This window comes from Amazonocrinis nigriterrae CENA67 (genome assembly GCF_016056305.1).
GTDB classification, from domain to species: domain Bacteria; phylum Cyanobacteriota; class Cyanobacteriia; order Cyanobacteriales; family Nostocaceae; genus Amazonocrinis; species Amazonocrinis nigriterrae.
Map to the genome: position 1 here is coordinate 1 of NZ_JAECZC010000098.1, position 21,116 is coordinate 21,116.

Sequence of the window (21,116 nt, forward strand, 5' to 3'; positions counted from 1 at the left end):
TACAGTAACGCTGCTTTTTCCACGGGCGCAATTCGTTTTTTTGAGTGTACATCGCACAGTCTCACGACCTATTTGCGTGACGATACTTCGCGCTTTGAGTTCGTCTACTAATAACTTCATCGTCCAACGAGTCCTACCATCCGGCGGTGGTGAACAGCATATAGCTATCAGATGCGCCTGTTTTTCTCCATCTAATTTCTGTGGCACGGGTGGTGTCTGACGCGGCTTGCGGTTGAGGGCTGCTTGTTCTCCTTGCTCTAAAAATGATGAGCGGATGCGGGCAACGCTATTACGATGTAATCCTAGTGCTGCCCCTATCTGCTGGTCATTCCAGCGTTGCTGCCCATATTCACCCTCATCCGACATGATCAGTACACGTGCGTGCAGAATTTTTTTCACTGGTGCATGACCATTACGGCTGAGCGCTTCCAAGTGTTGTCTTTGTTCTGCACTTAAGCGAATCTTGTTTGTTCGTCCACGTCCCATTTTCTTTGTCTGTTTCTGCTACATCTAATGCACTATTTTAGCCCGGTCGCGCTAGTACCAGCATAACCGGACTAATTTAGTGCAATCAACAAATTAGATTATGTTTATCAAATCTGATTTCTCATCAATTTTTAATACACTATTTTAGCCTTGCCAAGCCAGTATAAAGTGGTAAATTTTTTGCCCCTTCATCAAAACTAGCTACTGTGAATAAACCCAAAATAGTTGCAGGTTCAGGAACAGAAGCAGCTTTCATATTAAATCTAAATCTAGTTAACGTTGCTCCAGAAAAAGCCGTCAGTAAATTATCTATGACTGCAAATCTAGTCATTGGAAAAACTCCTGTAAACCGATTCAGCTTAATAATGGACTTACGTAAATGTGAGATTCAAGAACTAAGCAGCACGCTACAGCAAAACGATCGCCTGTTAAAACCTCTGCTATAGGCAAGCGCTCGCTCTGCCGATCAATACTCACTAACAGCGAAGCGACACAGATGAATTAAATTGCTAATCTCTTTTACGTATTTGATTGTCGTAGGGATAGTTAGGCTTTTTTTCGTAAATCCAAGAGTTAATATCGCTGAAAAAACGAGTATTCTCAATAACTAATTCTTTAACTTCATCATAAATTTAAACTAGAGATTTTAGCAATAATTATCAAAATAGGACTACAGTCTAGATATAAAAGGGTTTAACATGCTTAAATGGTTATATCCTTATATAACATTTATGTGAGTTTTATTTTACTAGAAATAATTTAGAGATTTTTTTATTAAAAGAGATAAAAAAAGGTGGGCAATGCCCACCTTGATGCCTTGGCTCTCTGAATTGAAAATTTACTTACGACCACTCAACCACTTAGCTGCGGCAATACCAATAATGCCGGCTACTATGGGATTGCTGAGAAACTTGAGAATTCCTGGTTGTTCCGCCAGCACCTCGCGGAAGATGTCAGGGTGGTTGTGATAGGCGAAAGACGCAAGTTTGCTCACATCATCAGCATTCATCCGGCTAGCGTGGTGAGTAGATAGACCTAGCTGTTGTTCTAGATGTCGTTCGTCCAATCCTCTGGATTTCAAGTGTTTGAAAAAGGCTCGTGCTACATCATCTCGTTCATTTGGTTTAATTTGAGCGATCGCTTTTTGTAGTTCAGGTTCCATTTGGCTGGTAGGAATCTGTTCCGGATGTAAAGTTCTACCAAATAACTGACGCCTTTGATCTGGGGTTGTGCGTTGGGCAAAATCGTCAAATGTCTCATATTGAGTACTAGAATCGGCTGGTATATCACCTAGGGATTCAACATTTCCCTCAGCCAAATCTTTCATTATTTCCCGTCTGTATTGTTCGCTGCTTGTCACTTTACTTATCTCCTTATCTATGTCAGTCAGATTTTTCGATCACCTGACTATCGCTATATTCAATTCCACTTTGACTGCTGAAGTAACTTTATACTTCATACTCTAAGCTTGAGTTGACATTACGAATTCAGCTATTAAGTGTACTGAATTTGATTACTTTGAACGTCATATTTAGCAGTCAAAATCAATTTTTTATCAGGGCCGTAAACTAAAACAGTTAAGTCTTGATTGGGAAAGTTTTTACGAAAACCTTGCGCTAATGATTTTGTTAAGGTTTTCACTTCATTAGGACGAACTTGGTTGGAAATCACAACACCTAATTTGTTGTTATCACGCACATATGCGTCCTTAATTAAACCTTTAGATGTTTGCACAACCCAGGTTCCAAAATTTTGTCCTGCGTCGGTGTTACCTCGCTCCAACTCGGAATAAGTTACATTTTGGCCAATTGCTGGTGGAGTAGTTGTGCGCTCGGCTGTCAAAGTATTACCACCACAAGCGGTAGAAACCATTAGTACTACAACTAATATAAAAGCTGTCACAATTTTGCGGATCTGCTGAAGCAGAAACATTTTTTTGCCTCCTCAAATGAAATAGTTATAAATATTCAATGGAATATAGTTAATTCCGTTCAACTGAAACTTTGATTGCCAAATATTTAATTTCAGTCAACAGATAAAATATGACTTTATTTATATGAAACTTTCATCACGAAATCTTTAAATCAACTATCTATGTATTAATCACAAATAAAAGCATCTATGCTTCCTTTCTTTATAAAGAAACCCCTATCTACCTTTAATAAAAGGCTAAGAAAGGGGTTGAGCCGAATCACTTCTTGTTGCAAAATGAGACATTCCCCAGTTATGTCCCTAAAAATTTTGCAATGAATGAGAGAGCAAATGTTTTAATCAATCTTTTTCTTGATGTTGTCTTTTACATCTTCTATACCGTGACGTACTTCGCTTTCAGCTTGTTTAGCTTTGCCTTCAGCTTTATCTTCTGGATCTCCGGTAACATTTCCCAAAGCTTCTTGAGCTTTACCTTCAATATTTTTACCAGCTGCTTTTGCGCGATCTTCTAAACTCATTTTTCTACTCCTATATTTTATAGAAAGTAACTTTCATACAAAGGTTTCAATGGTTTGAATCAACTTTGAAATCCTTTGTTATTACCCCTACAATCTAGCTTAAAGTTTTTGTTCAAGCCTTCTGCCACAAGACATATTAATAATATCTGTAAAAAGTAGGAGAAAATCTGCAATTTAGATATCTCTTTGGAAAGCTTGATATGCTGCTAAATTGCATAGTTATGTGTTAAAACTTGATTTCTGTTTTAAAAATACCGATGATACCAATTTCAATAATCTTTGCAACACATTGATTGAATGTAGGGGCGTACAGCTGTACGCCCCTACTAATGACAAATAATAGTCTTCAATAGTGAATATCTAAGTTCAATACATACACCCTTTAAATAAAAAACCCAGTTTCGCCAAGAAACTGGGTTATTACATATGTGTTGTTTATTTTTTGATCTAATCTAGAAAACCCATTAGATTCGCAGAATCATCTATAATATTTGATGCCACTGGACGGTTACCCATTACAGAATAGCTTTCAGCAATTACCAATGAACTTGAGGCAATTGGACGAATACCTGAAAGGTTGATGCTGTCCACAACTTTGAAGTTGTTGGCCGCTATTGGACGAATTCCCATGACGTTGATTGTCTCGACAACTTGCAAATTGCTAGCAGTGATAGGACGTACTCCAGCAATTGAGACTGTCTCTGCAACTTGCAAGTCACTGCTAGCAATGGGACGTACTCCAGCAATGACGAGTGTTCCACTGCTTTCTTGCACTGGCGCATCAGTACTTTGCTCGATTTGCTCCTTATTTGAGCTAGAACCCTGGTTATTTTCAACTTCCACTGTTGTTTCCCCTTTTAACTTGGCGCGTCTTTGCCGTGGACTGATTGCTTTGCCGGTGCTGCTAATGGCCATAACTAAACACCTTTGTTTTATTAACTGAATTTTACAATAATTAAGGAAAAATGAAGTTTTTCCTATACATGAAAGTTTAACCTTAAATAACCTTGCATAGGTATAAATATCTTCAAAATTCACACATAAGTAAATTAAAATTGTAAAATATTATAAAGTAATGTTGCTCTATATGGGTTTTGCCATCTGCACTCACTGAGTACAGATTGGTATCGTTAACATGAAATAGGGTATTTCCAGCGAAACTGTATGACAGAATTTTGTCTTCAAGCTCCCTTTGAACCCACAGGCGATCAACCACAAGCGATCGCACAACTAACCGCCAGTATCCAAGCAAAGAACCGTTACCAAACTTTACTGGGAGCTACGGGAACAGGCAAGACATTTTCAATAGCAGCAGTAATTGAGAAAGTGGGGAAACCAACCTTAGTGTTGGCGCACAATAAAACCCTGGCTGCACAACTTTGTAACGAGTTGCGAGAGTTCTTTCCCAAAAACGCAGTTGAGTATTTCGTTAGTTATTACGATTATTATCAGCCAGAAGCGTACATTCCAGTTAGCGATACTTATATTGAAAAAACAGCTTCGATTAATGATGAAATAGATATGTTGCGGCATTCAGCGACGCGATCGCTTTTTGAACGCCGTGATGTCATAGTTGTGGCTTCCATTAGCTGCATCTACGGTTTGGGAACTCCCGCAGAATACCTCAAAGCTGCTATCCCCTTGCAAATAGGTATGGAAGTCAATCAACGTCAAGTCTTACGAGATTTGACATCTGTGCAATATAGCCGCAACGATGTAGAAATGGGTCGGGGACGTTTTCGCGTCCGGGGTGATGTGTTAGAAATCGGCCCAGCATACGAAGACCGAATTATTCGTGTAGAATTCTTTGGTGATGAAATTGACGCGATTCGTTATATTGACCCTGTGACTGGTGAAATTCTCAACAGTTTGGAAGCAGTGCATATCTATCCAGCGCGTCACTTCGTCACTCCCGAAGAAAGGTTAGAAGAAGCTTGTAATGACATTGCAGCCGAATTAAAACAGCGAAAAGCAGAATTAGAAGCAGCGGGTAAATTAATAGAAGCACAACGCATAGATCAGCGGACACGCTATGACTTAGAAATGCTGCGGGAGGTGGGTTACTGCAACGGCGTAGAAAACTATTCTCGTCACCTAGCAGGAAGACAAGCAGGAGAACCACCAGAATGTTTAATTGATTATTTCCCTAAAGATTGGCTGTTAGTCATAGATGAATCTCACGTTACCGTGCCACAAATTCGTGGTATGTATAACGGTGATCAAGCTAGAAAGAAAGTTTTAATTGAGCATGGATTTCGCCTTCCAAGTGCTGCTGATAACCGTCCTCTAAAAGCAGAAGAATTCTGGCAAAAGGTGAATCAATGTATTTTCGTTTCGGCTACACCAGGAAATTGGGAATTAGAAGTTTCTGAAGACCATGTTGTTGAGCAAGTAATTAGACCAACTGGTGTAGTTGACCCAGAAATTTTTGTACGTCCCACAGAAGGACAAATTGATGATTTATTAGGAGAAATTAAAGATAGAGTTGACCGCCACGAACGAGTGTTGATTACCACATTAACAAAGCGTATGGCGGAAGATTTAACCGAGTATTTGCAAGACAATAGTATTCGGGTACGGTATTTGCATTCAGAAATTAATTCCATTGAACGCATTGAAATTTTGCAAGATTTGCGCGAGGGAAACTTTGATGTTTTGGTGGGAGTAAACTTATTGCGGGAAGGTTTGGATTTACCGGAAGTTTCCTTAGTGGCAATTATGGATGCAGATAAAGAGGGATTCTTACGGGCTGAGCGTTCCTTAATTCAAACTATTGGTAGAGCAGCGCGTCACGTGAAAGGACAAGCAATTTTATATGCTGATAATCTCACTGATAGCATGATTAAAGCCATTGATGAAACAGATAGAAGGCGTGGAATTCAGATAGCATACAACAAGATGTATGGCATTACACCGCAACCGATTGTTAAAAGGTCGAGTAATGCGATTTTGTCATTCTTAGAAGTATCTCGACGGTTAAATGCAACTGATTTGAAAACCGTCGATGAACATATAGATGAACTGCCATTAGAAGAGATTCCAGGGTTGATTAGTAAGCTAGAAGAACAGATGAGAGAAGCAGCGAAGAAACTCGAATTTGAAGAGGCTGCAAAATTCCGCGATCGCATTAAGCACCTGCGGGATAAAATGCTCGGGCATTAAAATAATTCGTAATTCGTAATTCGTAATTCGTAATTAAGTTTTGATGAAACATGAACTGCAGTAAGAATATGATTTAAAGAGTCTACGGGTGAGAAGGTTAGGCTATGAGCGTCAAAGCTTTGGTGGAACAACCATTAGCTTAGAACCTGATGTAGCAGAAATAACGACTGATTTGTATGAACAAGTGCAGTTTGGAACCGAAGTAACAGAAGCGTAGCCAATAATAAGTACTTAGGCTGCTTCCCGCTATTGATGGCAGCGTTCTTTGGCGTTTATACTGTCTATTTTATGTATTAAAATTTATGCAGATATTGGATACACAAGTTATTTCATATGCATTTAAGGGTGTGTATGATGGACAAGTTAATCAGCAGCTTATTTCGTCTGTCACCGCTAAAGAGTTTCTACTAATTCAAGGATCAGATCGAACAGCAGCTAATTACTATGTTCCATTACCTAGAAGGATGAAAAATTATTCGCCTGAGAAAGATATGGCTTTTCCCAGAATGGATCACCCTTTTTCAAAATGGAACACAGACCAGATCATTTTAGACTTTGGACAGGATTATCCATCAATAATTGAGTTTAGTAACTATGCGATTACAGAGGTTATCAATCTCAAAGCGAAAAATCTCTTTAGAGAAGCCACACGTTTTCTAAATAAAGATCAGAAGAAGCTTATTCTACGTCGATTTCGATTCTTGCTAGATTCTCAAGTCCAGTGTGTTCCCCTTAGTAAAAGTGTTCTTAACCAGGGTATTCATTTATTTTATGAATTTTTGTCTAATTACAATGTAAAATCTGAGATTAAAAATACTATTAATGATGTGCTAATACTGGCTACAGCAATTGATTTGTCAGCCGTGGTGATTACAAAAGACTCTTTACTAAACAGGTTTTCTTCTGAATATTTTGATACAGTGGTGCAAGTTCATAAAGAATTTATTACCATAGATTTTGGAACTAGAAAAGGAACTAATTGCTCTAAAAGCAGAGAAAGCAAAGAATATATTAATAGAGGTTGGAAAGTACGAATGTTAAACTCTACAGGAGCATGGTAGTTAGCATTGCTCTATGCCTTTGTAACAGATGAAAGAATAAACCTACAAGCTATCTGTGCTGTTTGCCCGTCCTCATCCTTAACATAAAAACTCTGCATTAAGTGGCGTAAACTACTATTAAGTCAGCATGGCCACCTGAGCGGGAAGTACAATAGGGGCAATACCTTTGCCCAAGTTATAGCGATGGACGGAACTACTGTAGACAGACAAAAGCTAATTGAAGCAGTCAGCACCCTGCCTGATGAGGCTCTGCCTGAGCTTGCTAGTTTTGTTGACTATCTTCGCTACAAGTCAGTTCAGTTGAGAGAACCTGAAAGTAATGGTCGTGGTTTTTTACTTGCAATTGCAGGTTTAGGCAACTCTGGTCAAAACGATGTTTCAGAGCGAGACGAGGACATTTTGGGTAATGAGATTGATCCTGTTTATGGTTGGAATTTCAAGCCGAGTAATCCTGCATGACAGCGATACTTGACACCAGTTTCCTGTTTGCATTAACTGATGAAAGCGATCGTAACCATAGACTTGTGTTGGCTGCCGTTCAACGTGTAAATGAACCGTTAGTGCTACCTGTGGTTGTCTTGCCCGAAATCTGTTACCTGATAGCATCAAGATTAGGGCATAGGGCAATGCGTCGTTTTGTGTCTAGCCTGACAACCAGTGCAGTCCAGATTGAGCCAGTTACCTCAGAGGATTTGGTGCGAATACATGAGGTTTTGGTGCAATATGCTGATAGCCAACTTGATTTTACAGATGCAGCAATCGTTGCCATAGCTGAGAGGCTCAGGGTTACTCGCATTTACACGCTTGACCGTCGAGATTTTTCGATTATTCGTCCAAGTCACTGCGATTATTTTGAGCTACTGCCTTGAACTGCCAACTAACAAAGCCCATGCACCCGACTGTATCGAGTTTGTTGGTTAGCTTGGTGATGTAATTCGGATCATTTCAGCACGAACGGCAAATCGATATGAGCGGCAAAGATTTCAACAAGACCTCTGGTACTAACTGGGAAGCACTTGAAGCAATGGAAGATGAGGACATTGATTACTCTGACATTCCGCCATTAACGGAAGAGTTTTTTGAAAAAGCTACTTTGAGAATTCCTGCGCCTCAAGCACAGCGATTAGTTGAGATTGATTCTGATGTTCTCAACTGGTTCCAAGCTCAAGGCGGAGGGTATAAAGCTTTAATTAACTCAGTCTTGCGTCGCTACATAGAAAACAGTGGTGAGCAGTCAGCAGTATAACAATCGTTAGGTGGCTGAGGTTATCGGTAGTTGCTCCTCGGCACTTTGCTATATCAACCTTACTCTGAAGTAGTCAGCAACCTCCGAGCATGTGCTTGTTCGACGAAAGCCTTCACTGTTTGCAGATATTCTATATCACCAACCGTAGCTGTATTGTTATGTTCTGCATCTGGAACTAAAAACAGTGTTTTTGGTTCCGAAGCAGCAGCATAAAGTTTTTCGCTCATAAAAGACGGTATGGCAGAGTCAGCAGTACCGTGAATGAATAAAACTGGCATCTTCAACTGTGCTACTTTTTTAATAGACTCAAACCGCTGTGTCAGCAATAAATCGATGGGAAATATCCGAAACACATTGCGATAAGCTATTACTTCTCGAATCGAAGTAAAAGAACTTTCTACAATCAATCCGGCTGCTTCATTGAATTTGACTGCTAAATCAATAGCGATCGCACCTCCTAGAGAATGTCCATAAAGAAAAATCTCGCTGGCTGAAATCTGTTGCTGTTGTACCAAGAAGTTCCAAGCTATCATGGCGTCTTGATAAACGCGCATTTCATTAGGAAATCTATCCTGAGCGCGACCATAACCTCGATAATCAATCAATAAGACCGAAAATCCTAGTTGATAAAACCGATTAGCATGATGTATATTTGCGCCAACATTAATAGCGTTTCCGTGCAGATACAACAACACTTTGGCATTGGGTTGGTTGTTCTGCATCCACCAACCGTGAATGTACTCCACTTTACCTGATTTGACCCGCACAGGCAGGTAAACCTCTTCGTATGGGAGATTAAACAACTCTGGTGTCTTTTCAATGACACGGGAGGGATAGAAGATAAACCGAGGTTGCTGAATAAACAGAAATAGACAAATCGCCAAGTAAGCGATCGCTACAACTATCCCTACCAAAAGTAGTAGTTGCAACCATAATTGTGTTGCTATTTGCAGTTTGGCTACTGTCATGCAATACATTTTATACTTTTATCAGTATTGAGAAATATGGTAATTATCTACTAACCAAGCGAGGTTAGTGATTTCAATTTAAAATTAAACTGATCAAAACAATTTACTATTTTAGTAACAATATTGACCTTACTTAAGTATTATAACTACACCATTGTAAACATTAGTCAAGATTAGGAGAAGATTGTGAAGCCTTTAAATGAAGCTCAAGTTGAGCAACTGAAGGAAATAAGTAAATATTTACAACAAGTAAGACAAGAGAAATCTATACGTATAGAAGAAGTAGCTGCTAAAACACATATTAGACTGGCTTTCTTACAAGCTTTAGAAGCGGGGGAATTTGGAGAATTACCTGAGCCTGTTTACGTTCAAGGATTCATCCGTCGCTACGCAGATGTTTTAGGGTTGGATGGTGCTGCTTTAGCAAACACTTTTGCAGTTAATATTATCCCTTCAGAAACCAATATCAGTGCCAACAATGATAGTCAAAAGTTAAACATCAAACCAAATATACACATACCTCTTTTCGTACCCTACATCTTATTATTAGTGCTTGCTTCTATCGGACTCATCTATGTACTCAATCCCAAACTGATAGTCGAATCGTTTGCTAAGCAACTGAATCAAGTATCTATTTCCAAACACAAAACAGCACCATCACCTGTAAGTTCGTCACCTCCAGTCGCATCCGTGGCAAAGCAACCAAACTCGGTATCTACTCCCAAACAAGAAACAGTACCATCACCTGCACCTTCTCAAAGCACAGTCAATCAGAATGTTGAAGTCACTTTAGAACTTCAAGATACATCATGGTTAAGAGTGAAAGTGGATGGTAAAACTGAATTCGAGGGAGACTTAAAAAAGGGAGAACGAAGAACTTGGACAGCTAAAAAACAGTTGATTGTGCGTGCTGGTAATGCGGGTGCTGTTTTAATTAGTGTTAACAAGCAACCAGCAGCACCTTTAGGGAATCAAGGTGCTGTTAAGGAGGTTACATTTACTCCAGAAGTTAATGGTCAGTAGTTAGTGGTCAGTTGTCAGTTGTCAGTTGTCAGTGGTCATTTTCTTTATCTCCCTCATCTCCCTTATCCCCCCTGCACCCCTGCTCAACTCAGCACTCAGCACTTCTAAGCAATTTGTGGCTGACGCAAATGCCAACTGGTGGATTGCTCGTAGGTGTAAGCTACCTGAAGTAATTGGTCTTCTCGTAGCACTTTGCCAATCAGCTGTAATCCAATTGGTAGACCGTTGTTGTCAAAACCACAGGGTACGCTTATACCTGGTAAACCAGCAAGATTTACGGGAATTGTCATCAAGTCCAGTAAGTACATACTCAAGGGGTCAGTATTTTTTTCCCCTGCTTTAAAAGCTGTGGTGGGAACAGTAGGACAGGCTAAAACATCGACTTTCTTAAAAGCTCTTTCAAAGTCTTGCTTAATCAAGGTGCGGACTTTTTGGGCTTTTAGGTAGTAAGCATCATAATAGCCCGCAGAAAGGGCATAGGTGCCAATCATAATCCGGCGTTTGACTTCTGGGCCAAAACCCTCGGCACGGGTACGATTGTACATTGACAGTAGATTGTCTGCACCAGGAGCGCGATAACCATATTTCACGCCATCGTAACGAGCTAAGTTAGCTGATGCTTCTGAGGGAGCGATGATGTAGTAGCTAGGTACGCCGTAACGGAAGTTAGGACAGGAAATTATATGAATTTCGGCTCCCAAACTTTGCAATTGATCAATTGCTTTGGTGACAGCTTGTTCTACAACAGAGTCCAAACCTTCACCAAAAGTCTCTTTGATAATTCCAATTCGCAACTTACCTCTGGCTTTAAAGTCTGGTTTTAAGGTGGCGGCGTAGTCAGGAATTTTAACTTTGAGGCTGGTGGAGTCTTTGGGGTCGTAACCTGCGATCGCACTTAATAATATTGCCACATCTTCTACTGTGCGTCCAAATGGGCCAATTTGATCCAAAGATGAAGCGAAAGCCACTAAGCCATAACGCGAAACTAAGCCATAAGTCGGTTTTATCCCCACAACTCCACAGAAAGATGCAGGTTGTCTGATGGAACCGCCAGTGTCTGAACCAATGGAAACTACACATTCTTGGGCCGCCACCGCCGCCGCAGAACCTCCAGAAGAACCACCAGGAACCCGTGATAAATCCCAGGGATTTCCTGTAACTTGGTAAGCAGAGTTTTCTGTGGAACCACCCATTGCAAACTCATCTAAATTGGTTTTGCCTACCGTCACCGCGCCTGCGTCTAGTAGTTTTTGTGTCACTGTGGATTCATAAGGGGGCACAAAATTTTCTAAAATCCGGGAGGCGCAAGTGGTGGGAATTCCTTTGGTACACAGATTATCTTTAATGCCAATGGGGATACCTGCTAGTAGCCCAATTTCTTCTCCAGCAGCGATTTTTGCATCTACAGCACGAGCCTGTTCTAATGCCTGTTGTGCTGTCACATGCAAGAAACTGTGTAATTTTGGCTCTAACGCTTGAATGCGGTCTAAAGCTTCTTGTGTTATTTCAACGGCAGAACGTTCTTTTTTGGTTAGCTGTTCGTGCAACTCGCGGATGGATGCCATGATTGCTCTCTTTGTGACTCAAGTCATTGATTTTAGTACATATTAAAGGTGAATGGGTAATTGAAAATTGGGAATTGGGCATGGGGAATTGGGCATGGGGCATTGTGCTTTATTCTCTTGTCGCCGATTTTTATTGCTGATTTTGGTTATTCTCGTGTATAAGGCTAGTAGTGTTAGTTCGACAGTGGAGTTTGTATTATGGGCATTGTTCAGCACATAATTGTACTGATTCTAGCAATTCAGTACTTATGCAACTGGCACAATAAATAAACGTGAGTTCGACAGATTTAAAAGACCCCTCTCCAAACCTCTCTCCTTTCAGGGGAGAGGCTTAAAAACCTTAATTTTTCGTTCTTTATCAGGAATTTCAAAGCCCCTCTCCGATGCGGAGAGGGGTTGGGGAGAGGTTCATCGAACTCACACTAAATAAAGGCTAAAATTGTCAACAGTCCACAGTCAATTGTCAAAAATTAAGCTTTTTTAGACTATTGACTATTGACAGCCTCAACTACAAATTTATGAATCTTGTGTAAGACCTAATATTAACTGATTATACAATTTTTTGGAGTTTGGGAAACATGGTTAAAATAATTTCTCGTAAATATGTAGGCACAGAAAATGTTTATGATATTGGGGTTGAGTGTGACCATAATTTTGCTATTAAAAATGGGTTGGTAGCTTCTAATTGTTTTAATAAATCCCATTCGACTGCCTATGGTTATGTTACCTATCAAACTGCATATTTAAAAGCTAATTATCCATTAGAATACATGGCGGCGCTGTTAACAGCTAACAGTGGCGATACCGATAAAGTGCAGAAATATATTAATAACTGCATGAGTATGGGTATTCAAATAGAGCCGCCAGATATTAATCGTTCTGGGCTAGATTTTACCCCGGTGGCAGGCAAGATTTTGTTTGGATTTTCAGCAGTACGGAATGTGGGACAGAATGCGATCGCCTGTATTTTGTCAGCGAGAAATGAGGGAGGGGAGTTTACATCACTTGCCAATTTCTGCGATCGCGTTGATCTGCGTGCTGTTAACCGCCGGACTTTAGAGTCTTTAATTTCCTGTGGAGCTTTTGACAAACTCGAAGCCAATCGCCATCAGTTAATCAAAGACCTCGAACTGGTATATGAATGGGCGCAATCTCGTGCTAAAGATAGAGCGATCGGTCAGGGAAACCTCTTTGATTTATTAGGGGGATTTTCTATTACTAATAGTAATAAAACAAAAAATGATACTTATGATTCTGCTCCTAAAGCTCAGCCTGTGCCTGATTATCTACCACAAGACAAGTTGCGAATGGAAAAAGAATTGTTGGGTTTATATGTATCAGATCATCCGCTAAAATCATTAAATCCAACAGCAAAACTTTTAAACCCGATTAATCTTTCACAACTTAGCGAACAAAGGGAAGACACAAAACTGTGTGCGGTTGTCATGCTGAATTTTGTGAAAAAAGTGATGACCAAGAAAGGTGATGCAATGGCTATTTTGCAAATTGAAGATTTAACTGCACAATCGGAAGCAGTAGTATTTCCTAAAACTTATGAGCGGATCAGTTCAATACTCGCAGTTGACACCAGATTAATTATTTGGGGAAAAGTAGACCGCAGAGACGATCAAACTCAATTGATAGTTGAAGATGCAGAACCAGTGGAAACAGTACAAATGGTGACGGTGGAACTTCATCCCCAAGATGTAGCTGACATCAGCAAACTGGATTACTTAAAAAGTATTTTACAAAAACATACAGGGGATAAAGAAAAAGCTAAAATGCCGGTGATTGGCATTGTACAAAATGAAAATTCACGTAAATTAGTTCGTTTAGGTTGGCAATTTTGCGTGCAAGATTCTGGGATAGCTGTTCATGAACTAAAAAAGGCCAGTTTTAATGCTGATTTAAAACCCCTAGTTAACGAGAGTTTGACAGAACTAAAAAACGACAAAAGGTAGTGCGGGGCAATCTTTACCAACCATCATATTAAATAAAGCGTTTAATAAGCAATTGGAAAATATTTTGATACAGGCTGGCTGGTGGTATTCTGCAAAAAGTCGCTGAACCCTCTTCGAGGGAACGCAAACACCTTTGGTGAACGAGAAAGCTTGGACAACCCATCTACCTTTTTTAATATTAAATGCATCTTCATGAAAAATTAGTATTAGACGCTTGGTAGACGCGATCGCAAAGCGTTTGCAAAATAGAAGTTTCCAACAAAAACTTGGCTAAATTAAAGCCACCGCTTTCCTCAATCAAGTAATCGGCCTAACTGGTAGCAACCTCAAGAATATCGCATTTATACTTAAGTTATTTTAAAATTTAAGTATATTTTTAAGGCTGTTACCAATGGTATATATCCGTATCAATATTGAACTTTCATCATTTTTAGTTACTTCTGCGGATGCTCCTTTCACAAAATAAATGGTATCTTTTTATGCCAAGGGGACTCGGATAAAAAGTCAGGGTAAGGAGTTAGAACTTGATGATTGCAAACGATTTATATCAATTTGTTTCTTATTGTAAAAAAATTCAACCTCAAACTCAGCAAGATATTAAACAATTTTTTGAGGGAGTTTTGCTTTTTCCCTATGACAATGAACTTCTATTACAAGCTTATTTATTTTTGAATATTAAATCATTGTTTCCTTATTGTCATGAATTGTTGTTATTTGAAAAATCTCCAATTGCCGATTATACAGATTTAGGTAAATGTGATTTTGTCTACCTGACATTGAAAGGCAATCTATTTTTAATAGAAACTAAATTTATTGATACAGTAGCAAAAGGAGCAACAGAAAGAAAAAGAAGAAATAAGCATAGAAATAAAGTGTTTGAGCAAGTTATTACCTTGAAAAATAGATTTAGTGAATATTGGGATATTAGGCTTGATCAATTAGAATGTGGCGTTTTTACAACAGATCCAGAAGTTGACTGGCGAGGAAATGGTGTTAATGTCGTAACTCAATCAATAACCATAGAAAATCTTGAAAGATGGCGTAAGAATTATAGAAAAAATAACTATACTTGAAAAATTACACAATCCTATAAAATTACATACCAAGTTCAAGTTTGAACAAAACAAACAAAAACGCCCCCCGTTTCCGGGGGGCGTTTTTTATTGGGCTAAGACTTGATTATTAGCCGTTGATAGCAGGAGCGCTCATTGCAACAGGAGCAACTTCACCAGCAGCCAAGTCTAAGGGGAAGTTGTGAGCGTTACGCTCGTGCATTACTTCCATACCCAAGTTAGCGCGGTTGATGATGTCAGCCCAGGTGCTGATGACGCGACCTTGGGAGTCAATCACTGATTGGTTGAAGTTGAAACCGTTCAAGTTGAACGCCATGGTGCTGACACCCAGTGCGGTAAACCAAATACCCACTACAGGCCAAGCAGCCAAGAAGAAGTGCAAGGAACGGCTGTTGTTGAATGAAGCGTATTGGAAGATCAAACGACCGAAGTAACCGTGTGCTGCAACGATGTTGTAGGTTTCTTCTTCTTGACCGAATTTGTAACCGTAGTTTTGAGATTCGGTTTCGGTTGTTTCACGAACCAAGGAGGAAGTTACCAAAGAACCGTGCATTGCACTGAACAAGCTTCCGCCAAATACACCAGCCACACCTAACATGTGGAAGGGGTGCATCAGGATGTTGTGTTCTGCTTGGAACACGATCATGAAGTTGAAGGTTCCGGAGATACCCAAGGGCATACCGTCAGAGAAAGAACCTTGACCGATGGGGTAGATCAAAAATACTGCGGTAGCTGATGCCAAAGGCGCTGAGTAAGCTACGCAGATCCAAGGACGCATACCCAAACGGTAAGATAGTTCCCACTGACGACCTAGGTAGCAAGCGCAACCGATCAAGAAGTGGAAAATTACCAATTGGTATGGGCCACCGTTGTACAACCACTCATCTAAGGAAGCTGCTTCCCAGATGGGGTAGAAGTGCAAACCGATAGCGTTGGAAGAAGGAACAACTGCACCAGAGATGATGTTGTTTCCGTAGATTAAAGAACCTGCAACAGGCTCACGGATACCATCGATGTCTACTGGAGGAGCAGCGATGAAGGCGATTACGAAGCAAACGGTAGCAGCTAGCAAGGTTGGAATCATCAACACGCCGAACCAACCGACATAAATCCGGTTTTCGGTGCTGGTGATCCAGTTGCAGAACCGCTCCCATACGTTAGCGCTTTCGCGTCTTTGTAAGGTTGTGGTCATTTTTGGATGATTGCTGTAAATGTTGCTAATAAATTTTGCGTACCTAATTATTTGTACGCACTCATAAACTTAACATGTATTTACGTTAAAAATACTATCAATTGTTTAATATTTCTTATCAATATGATTTGATTTACTTATCTAACGACTAAAGCAAAGCTACACGGTAGTTTGGATAATTCACGAATTGCCACTACTTAAAATGCAAAGTAGATATGAGGCGCTCCTTGAGGAGCTAATAACCAAACAGCATATAGACATAAGGGCACAAAAACAAGCTTCACAGGCCAGTTCAGATCTAACTTCAGCCTGCCTTTGAAGCCATATACCATACCCATTAATGCAGCTAAAATTATCAGTAAGCAAGCAAGTTGGTATTGGCTCATATTCAAGGCTTCAACATAAACCTTTTGAGCAAACTGTTGATCGCCAGAATAACCCCACAGGTGCTGAATTACCCAAGAGGAGTCTTGGAAGTTGGTTAGACGGAACCAGATCCAAGAGGTAAAAACCATCAACTGAGTCAACAGCCAAGCTACAACTATACCTAAAGGATTTTGCCAGAAATGTTCTAAATGTTCATAGCGATCGCTCATCGCATCTGCGAGTCGATGAACCCCCAAAGCCAAACCGTGGTATGTTCCCCAAACTACAAAATTCCAGGAAGAGCCATGCCAAATGCCAGCAATTAGCATCACAATAAATAAATTCCAGCAGGTACGAGTCAAGCCTCGACGGGAACCACCCAAAGGAAAGTACAGATAATTACGCAACCAATCTCCCAAAGTCATGTGCCAGCGCCGCCAAAACTCTGCAATACTGGTGCTGAAGTATGGGAAGTCGAAATTCTCTGGCAATACCAAGCCGAATAGCAAAGCACTACCACGAGCCATATCTACGTAACCACTAAAATCAAAATATAACTGCAAACCATAAGCAAATGTAGCTAGCCATAAATCACCACTACCTGCGCGTTGCAAGTTACCAAAACATAAATCAACAAATATTCCTAAATTATCAGCCAAAATACTTTTTTTGACAGCGCCCCTAGCAAATAACCAAAGCCCTTCGGCGACTTTCTCAGATGTCGGCAAATGTAGAGTATTAAATTGATTGGCTAAATTATGGTAACGAGTAATCGGCCCTGAAATCAGTTTGGCAAAAAATAATTTGTAACTAGCAAATTTGATAAATTTATCAGTTGCAGGCGCACCGCGATATACATCTACTAAATAGGCAATGCACTCAAAGGTGAAAAAGGAAATTCCCAAAGGGAGAAACGATTTAGAAGAGGCATCTGCTTGGTTGATTTGAATATGAAAAATAATTTGTAATAAAGCAGGTAGATACTTAAATACTAATAACAGTACAACATTTAAAGTTACGCCAAACCACATCAGTTTAAGGCGGCGGCGATTCCAGTCAGCTTGAGCATACTGCCATTCTTCGTTAGAAATTTGCCAATCAAGGGAATGTTTTCCTGGAGAGGTGTTTTTACCAATTTCCCGCCCCAAACGAAAGTTAATAAAAGTTAGTGCTAATAGTAGTGGTAGGTACTGGATTTGTAAAGATACGTAGAACACAAGGCTGGCAATCAGCAATGTCCACAGCCGTAACTTTTGAACTGCAAAAGACCAATAAATTGCCAGAACACTTAGTAAGAATAATCCGTAGGATATTGATATAAAATTCATTTTTTAGTTAATTGTCAGTGGTAAGTGGTCAGTTGTTATAAATTCGGTCTATGAAGTTACTTTGAAGTGTTATTAAACGAACCACAAAGTACACAAAAAAACAAAAAAAAAGAATCGAAGTCCGGTGTCAGCTAAGAAATAATTATTCTTGGTAGTCAGTGAAGAAAAAACAACTGACGACTGACAACTGACAACTGACTACTTTACTTTGCAGGCCAAGGAATCATTGGGTCACTGGCTAATTTTTTGGAAACTTCGTATGCACCAAAGCGGTTAAGGTGGCTAGGGTCAGAAAAGTAATCGTTGGCTTTGGGCCAAAGTTCGCTTAAATCCCGATAGATAAAGTTAGGATTGGTAGATAAATTTAACATATGTTGCTGAAATTCTTGCTCATATTTTTTGCGTACTGAGTCTAAATATTCTGTGGTAAGAGGCATATTAACAAATACTAAGGAAATATTTTGTGCTTGAGTAAATTGCAGCATTTCTTGGAAGGCAACATTTTGTTCACCTTCTATTTGAAAAGATTTATAGTCGTTGTCATAATTTCCCGTAACTCTGGGGTGCTTTTGATAGTATCTAGCAGGATTGAAGCGTATAGATAAAGGTAGGAAACCATCAAAATCAACTGATTGCTGCCCAGCGTCTTCTTCAGAATTGTCTGTTGTAGACTGTTTTGATGATGTAACAGTCTGAGTTGGAATGTTAACTAAAGGCAAAGATATCAGTTGTTTGTGCAATAAAGCTTTGATTTGGTCACGTTTTTGGTAGCTAGAAGAAATATGAGCTAATGCTTGATTTAACCACTGATTTAATGCTTGATAGCCGCTAATTTCCGGGTTCTGGTTTGACTGATCTTGCTTCTGTGTGGAATTTGCCGGATTTTTGAGTGAGTCTTCGCTACTTGGAGTTACTTGTGTTTTCTGCAACGCTTGTTTATACCCATTAGAAGCTGCGATCGCATTAAATGTCATATCTTCACGACCGCTGTTAAATGCACGGGAACCATCTGCCCAAATAATCAGTTTTGGTAGTTCTGATGGTTCTAGGACTTGGCTAATGAGGAAGTTGACGACTTGTGCTGTGGCCCCGTTGATGCCAAAGTTAAAGACATCAACATCAGGATAACCTTGATTTGCCAAGGCTTTGGAAAGTGCCACAGGATCAACTCCCCTCAAGGCGCGGGAGGAACCAATAATTAACACATCCGGAGGATTACTGCTCTGAGCTAGTCGCTGTCTATACAATGCGAGTTGTTCATCTAATTGCCTCACATTGAAACTTGGCATCTGCGATCGCGCTGCTAACAAAATAGCAGCTGCGTTGGCTTTTTCCTTCAATGGTGCGGCTGTCAAATTCTTGGGTTGATTATCGTCACTTTGAGTAAACCCAGAAGCGTTAAAAGCACCACTTTTACTTAAAGAAGATTTTTTACTCGTGGTATTACTTAAAAATGCTGTTTTCTCTGTTTGATGATCCTCAGATTGAGATGATGGCTTTTCGTTTGGGGGTGAGGGGGGCGAAGCACTAGCCACTGGTGGCGAACTGGGCTGAATAGGAGTAATGAATCGACCGAAGAACCAATCAGTTTGCAGAGTCAGGAGTAATCCCAATGTCCCCCAAACTAAAGCAACCTTAACTCCTTGATAATCATAGTCTGGGGTTTCTGGCTGGTCAGCTTCTGTAAATACCTGCGTTGCTAGTAGCCACTTTTTGACTGTGCTAGTAGCAGTTGTCACCCAATCCCGCGCTACTTCTTTGACAAAACTTTGAACTTCTTCTGTAGTTAAGTCAGGACGGATAATTGGTTCGTTGGTTTCGGTGGTTAAAAGGTCGCCAACATATTCTGAAGTTGCAGCAAATTCTGGCGTAGCTTCTGGAACTAAACGCTGGCGATTTTCCCAATCTACGCCATGATGCCAAGATGGTTCTTTGTCACCAGCACGACGACCGTAGACTCTCACCCCACAAATGCCAGACAATTTTAATAAACGCAAAAATTGCGTCACTTTGTTAGCTATTTGTTTGCGTGTTGGGCAAACAGGTGCATCACACATAACGTGCAATAAATCACCTTTTTGCAGCATAAATATGCGAATACCACCTGTTTTTAAACGCTGATTGAGGTCAGGATTGAGTAAGCGTTCTAGTAAAAAAATAATCGCTGGTAGATCGCCAGTAGCTGCTAATTCTAAGGCAGAAGTCGCAAGGGCTGGATGTTCCGCCGCAGGTAAAGCCAGCCAGTCAACCCATGCTGGTTGGTTTTCGTCTATTTGTCCGTAAATGGTGGCGGCAAGAATGCCTTGGGGAGCGATCGCTTCGAGTTGCGGTACAATCACCTCTAGGCATTTTGTCTTATCTGGTGCTGGTGTATCTGCTGCTGGTGAAACCGCTGGGCTGCAAAATAAATGTAAAGTTGATTCTTTGAGAGTAGCTTGGACAGTTACTTTTAACTCAGATAATACCTCAGTTAACAGCATAGCGATCGCTTGCACATCCCCCCAACGCGCCCATTCTTTCAGCATCACCTCCGGGGGTGTCAAATCCACCTTTAACAGCCACTCTGGTGTTGTCTCACCACTGACTTGGGAAATAATGACTGCATCTTTGTAGCCAGAAAGCTTGAGATGGCGTAACTGCTGGGCAATTGTTTCTGCTAGCAGTGAAGCATCAGGGCTGTAGCTGGTCTGACAAAATACCCATAGGCGATTGATCACAGGTTGAGTGTCATCTTTTGGCTGATGCTGCTTGATTCTAACCTGTACCGCCACGCCCAATGCACTTAAAGTTTCGCTGAGATAGCGAGCGATGGCATTGGGATCTCCGCGACGAGCTAAACTTTCATTAGGGATGATCAGCGCCCCACCCACTTGTCTAGACTTTTCCGAGTCCTCCAGGGCTTGCTTTACCTGTTCTAAGTGCCTTTCCAGTTGATTTAAATAAACCCGGTGGCACCATTGCGGCCGATATTCCCCTTTCTTCCGCCCATAGACAAATACTTGGTATATTGAGGGTTGTTCGCTGCTCGTCAGAACATCCAAGTCTGTTTGCTGTAGTGCGTGAAGTAAGTCAGACAGAGTGCGCCAGCGTTGAGGACACTCTGAACCTTCACAAAGAATGTGTAGGTCATTTCCCCGCAACCGGACTTTAACTCCCAAAGAGTTAATTCCTGTTGCCTGGCTTACCCATTGCACTAACGATTGCTGACTATCTAGTAATACTGTTTTCATGGGCA

20 protein-coding genes are annotated in these 21,116 nt (G+C 40.5%); 9 read left to right on the top strand and 11 right to left on the bottom strand.

Annotation, left to right across the window (positions count from 1 at the left end; genetic code table 11):
* The 6 genes from I8748_RS30630 to I8748_RS30655 form a co-directional block, all read right to left on the bottom strand.
* Nucleotides 1-486: helix-turn-helix domain-containing protein (locus I8748_RS30630; protein ID WP_198128251.1), on the bottom strand; the 486-nt coding region annotated here is incomplete at its 3' end.
* A gap of 139 nt (nucleotides 487-625) precedes the next feature.
* Nucleotides 626-817, bottom strand: coding sequence for a PEP-CTERM sorting domain-containing protein (locus I8748_RS30635; protein WP_198128252.1), 192 nt, complete (start codon nucleotides 815-817; stop codon nucleotides 626-628).
* Between the two features lie 507 nt (nucleotides 818-1,324).
* Nucleotides 1,325-1,846, bottom strand: coding sequence for a hypothetical protein (locus tag I8748_RS30640; protein ID WP_198128253.1), 522 nt, complete (start codon nucleotides 1,844-1,846; stop codon nucleotides 1,325-1,327).
* Between the two features lie 134 nt (nucleotides 1,847-1,980).
* Nucleotides 1,981-2,418, bottom strand: coding sequence for a hypothetical protein (locus I8748_RS30645; protein ID WP_198128254.1), 438 nt, complete (start codon nucleotides 2,416-2,418; stop codon nucleotides 1,981-1,983).
* Nucleotides 2,419-2,753: 335 nt separating this feature from the next.
* The gene (locus tag I8748_RS30650; RefSeq protein ID WP_198128255.1) at nucleotides 2,754-2,936 is read right to left on the bottom strand and encodes a CsbD family protein; all 183 of its coding nucleotides are present in this window, start codon (nucleotides 2,934-2,936) and stop codon (nucleotides 2,754-2,756) included.
* Between the two features lie 447 nt (nucleotides 2,937-3,383).
* Nucleotides 3,384-3,851 (bottom strand): hypothetical protein, encoded by a 468-nt coding sequence (locus I8748_RS30655; RefSeq protein WP_198128256.1) that lies wholly within the window; start codon nucleotides 3,849-3,851, stop codon nucleotides 3,384-3,386.
* Nucleotides 3,852-4,100: 249 nt separating this feature from the next.
* Between I8748_RS30655 and uvrB the strand changes: the two genes are divergently transcribed.
* The 6 genes from uvrB (at nucleotide 4,101) to I8748_RS30680 (ending at nucleotide 8,405) form a co-directional block, all read left to right on the top strand.
* Nucleotides 4,101-6,098 carry an excinuclease ABC subunit UvrB gene (uvrB, locus tag I8748_RS30660; protein WP_198128257.1) on the top strand — a complete coding sequence of 666 codons (1,998 nt, stop codon included), beginning with the start codon at nucleotides 4,101-4,103 and terminating at the stop codon, nucleotides 6,096-6,098.
* An 88-nt stretch (nucleotides 6,099-6,186) separates the two neighbouring features.
* The gene (locus I8748_RS35910) at nucleotides 6,187-6,315 is read left to right on the top strand and encodes a hypothetical protein (protein ID WP_263977114.1); all 129 of its coding nucleotides are present in this window, start codon (nucleotides 6,187-6,189) and stop codon (nucleotides 6,313-6,315) included.
* An 85-nt stretch (nucleotides 6,316-6,400) separates the two neighbouring features.
* On the top strand, nucleotides 6,401-7,159 hold the full coding sequence (locus I8748_RS30665; RefSeq protein ID WP_214662824.1) for a hypothetical protein: 759 nt from the start codon (nucleotides 6,401-6,403) through the stop codon (nucleotides 7,157-7,159).
* Between the two features lie 183 nt (nucleotides 7,160-7,342).
* Nucleotides 7,343-7,618 carry a hypothetical protein gene (locus I8748_RS30670; protein WP_198128259.1) on the top strand — a complete coding sequence of 92 codons (276 nt, stop codon included), beginning with the start codon at nucleotides 7,343-7,345 and terminating at the stop codon, nucleotides 7,616-7,618.
* Nucleotides 7,615-8,028 (top strand): type II toxin-antitoxin system VapC family toxin, encoded by a 414-nt coding sequence (locus I8748_RS30675; protein WP_198128260.1) that lies wholly within the window; start codon nucleotides 7,615-7,617, stop codon nucleotides 8,026-8,028. Before I8748_RS30670 ends, I8748_RS30675 begins: the two co-directional genes overlap by 4 nt.
* 98 nt (nucleotides 8,029-8,126) lie before the next feature.
* Complete coding sequence (locus I8748_RS30680) at nucleotides 8,127-8,405, top strand: BrnA antitoxin family protein (protein ID WP_198128261.1); 279 nt, start codon at nucleotides 8,127-8,129, stop codon at nucleotides 8,403-8,405.
* Between the two features lie 59 nt (nucleotides 8,406-8,464).
* On the opposite strand, the gene I8748_RS30685 is transcribed toward I8748_RS30680, so the two are convergent.
* Complete coding sequence (locus I8748_RS30685) at nucleotides 8,465-9,373, bottom strand: alpha/beta hydrolase (RefSeq protein WP_198128262.1); 909 nt, start codon at nucleotides 9,371-9,373, stop codon at nucleotides 8,465-8,467.
* A gap of 186 nt (nucleotides 9,374-9,559) precedes the next feature.
* Between I8748_RS30685 and I8748_RS30690 the strand changes: the two genes are divergently transcribed.
* On the top strand, nucleotides 9,560-10,396 hold the full coding sequence (locus tag I8748_RS30690) for a helix-turn-helix domain-containing protein (RefSeq protein WP_198128263.1): 837 nt from the start codon (nucleotides 9,560-9,562) through the stop codon (nucleotides 10,394-10,396).
* A gap of 104 nt (nucleotides 10,397-10,500) precedes the next feature.
* On the opposite strand, the gene gatA is transcribed toward I8748_RS30690, so the two are convergent.
* On the bottom strand, nucleotides 10,501-11,961 hold the full coding sequence (gene gatA, locus I8748_RS30695) for an Asp-tRNA(Asn)/Glu-tRNA(Gln) amidotransferase subunit GatA (RefSeq protein ID WP_198128264.1): 1,461 nt from the start codon (nucleotides 11,959-11,961) through the stop codon (nucleotides 10,501-10,503).
* A gap of 578 nt (nucleotides 11,962-12,539) precedes the next feature.
* Between gatA and I8748_RS30700 the strand changes: the two genes are divergently transcribed.
* Both I8748_RS30700 and I8748_RS30705 read left to right on the top strand, forming a co-directional pair.
* A complete protein-coding gene (locus I8748_RS30700) occupies nucleotides 12,540-13,922 on the top strand; it encodes a helix-hairpin-helix domain-containing protein (protein ID WP_198128265.1) in 1,383 nt (460 codons plus the stop codon).
* 527 nt (nucleotides 13,923-14,449) lie between these two features.
* The gene (locus tag I8748_RS30705) at nucleotides 14,450-14,995 is read left to right on the top strand and encodes a hypothetical protein (RefSeq protein WP_198128266.1); all 546 of its coding nucleotides are present in this window, start codon (nucleotides 14,450-14,452) and stop codon (nucleotides 14,993-14,995) included.
* Nucleotides 14,996-15,104: 109 nt separating this feature from the next.
* Here I8748_RS30705 and psbA read toward each other — a convergent pair whose 3' ends face one another.
* The 3 genes from psbA to I8748_RS30720 all read right to left on the bottom strand — a co-directional run bounded on the left by psbA (nucleotide 15,105) and on the right by I8748_RS30720 (nucleotide 21,111).
* On the bottom strand, nucleotides 15,105-16,187 hold the full coding sequence (psbA, locus tag I8748_RS30710; RefSeq protein WP_198128267.1) for a photosystem II q(b) protein: 1,083 nt from the start codon (nucleotides 16,185-16,187) through the stop codon (nucleotides 15,105-15,107).
* A gap of 197 nt (nucleotides 16,188-16,384) precedes the next feature.
* Nucleotides 16,385-17,881 carry an MBOAT family O-acyltransferase gene (locus I8748_RS30715; protein WP_198128268.1) on the bottom strand — a complete coding sequence of 499 codons (1,497 nt, stop codon included), beginning with the start codon at nucleotides 17,879-17,881 and terminating at the stop codon, nucleotides 16,385-16,387.
* 203 nt (nucleotides 17,882-18,084) lie between these two features.
* A complete protein-coding gene (locus tag I8748_RS30720; protein WP_198128269.1) occupies nucleotides 18,085-21,111 on the bottom strand; it encodes a DUF1574 family protein in 3,027 nt (1,008 codons plus the stop codon).
* Nucleotides 21,112-21,116 lie beyond the last annotated feature (5 nt).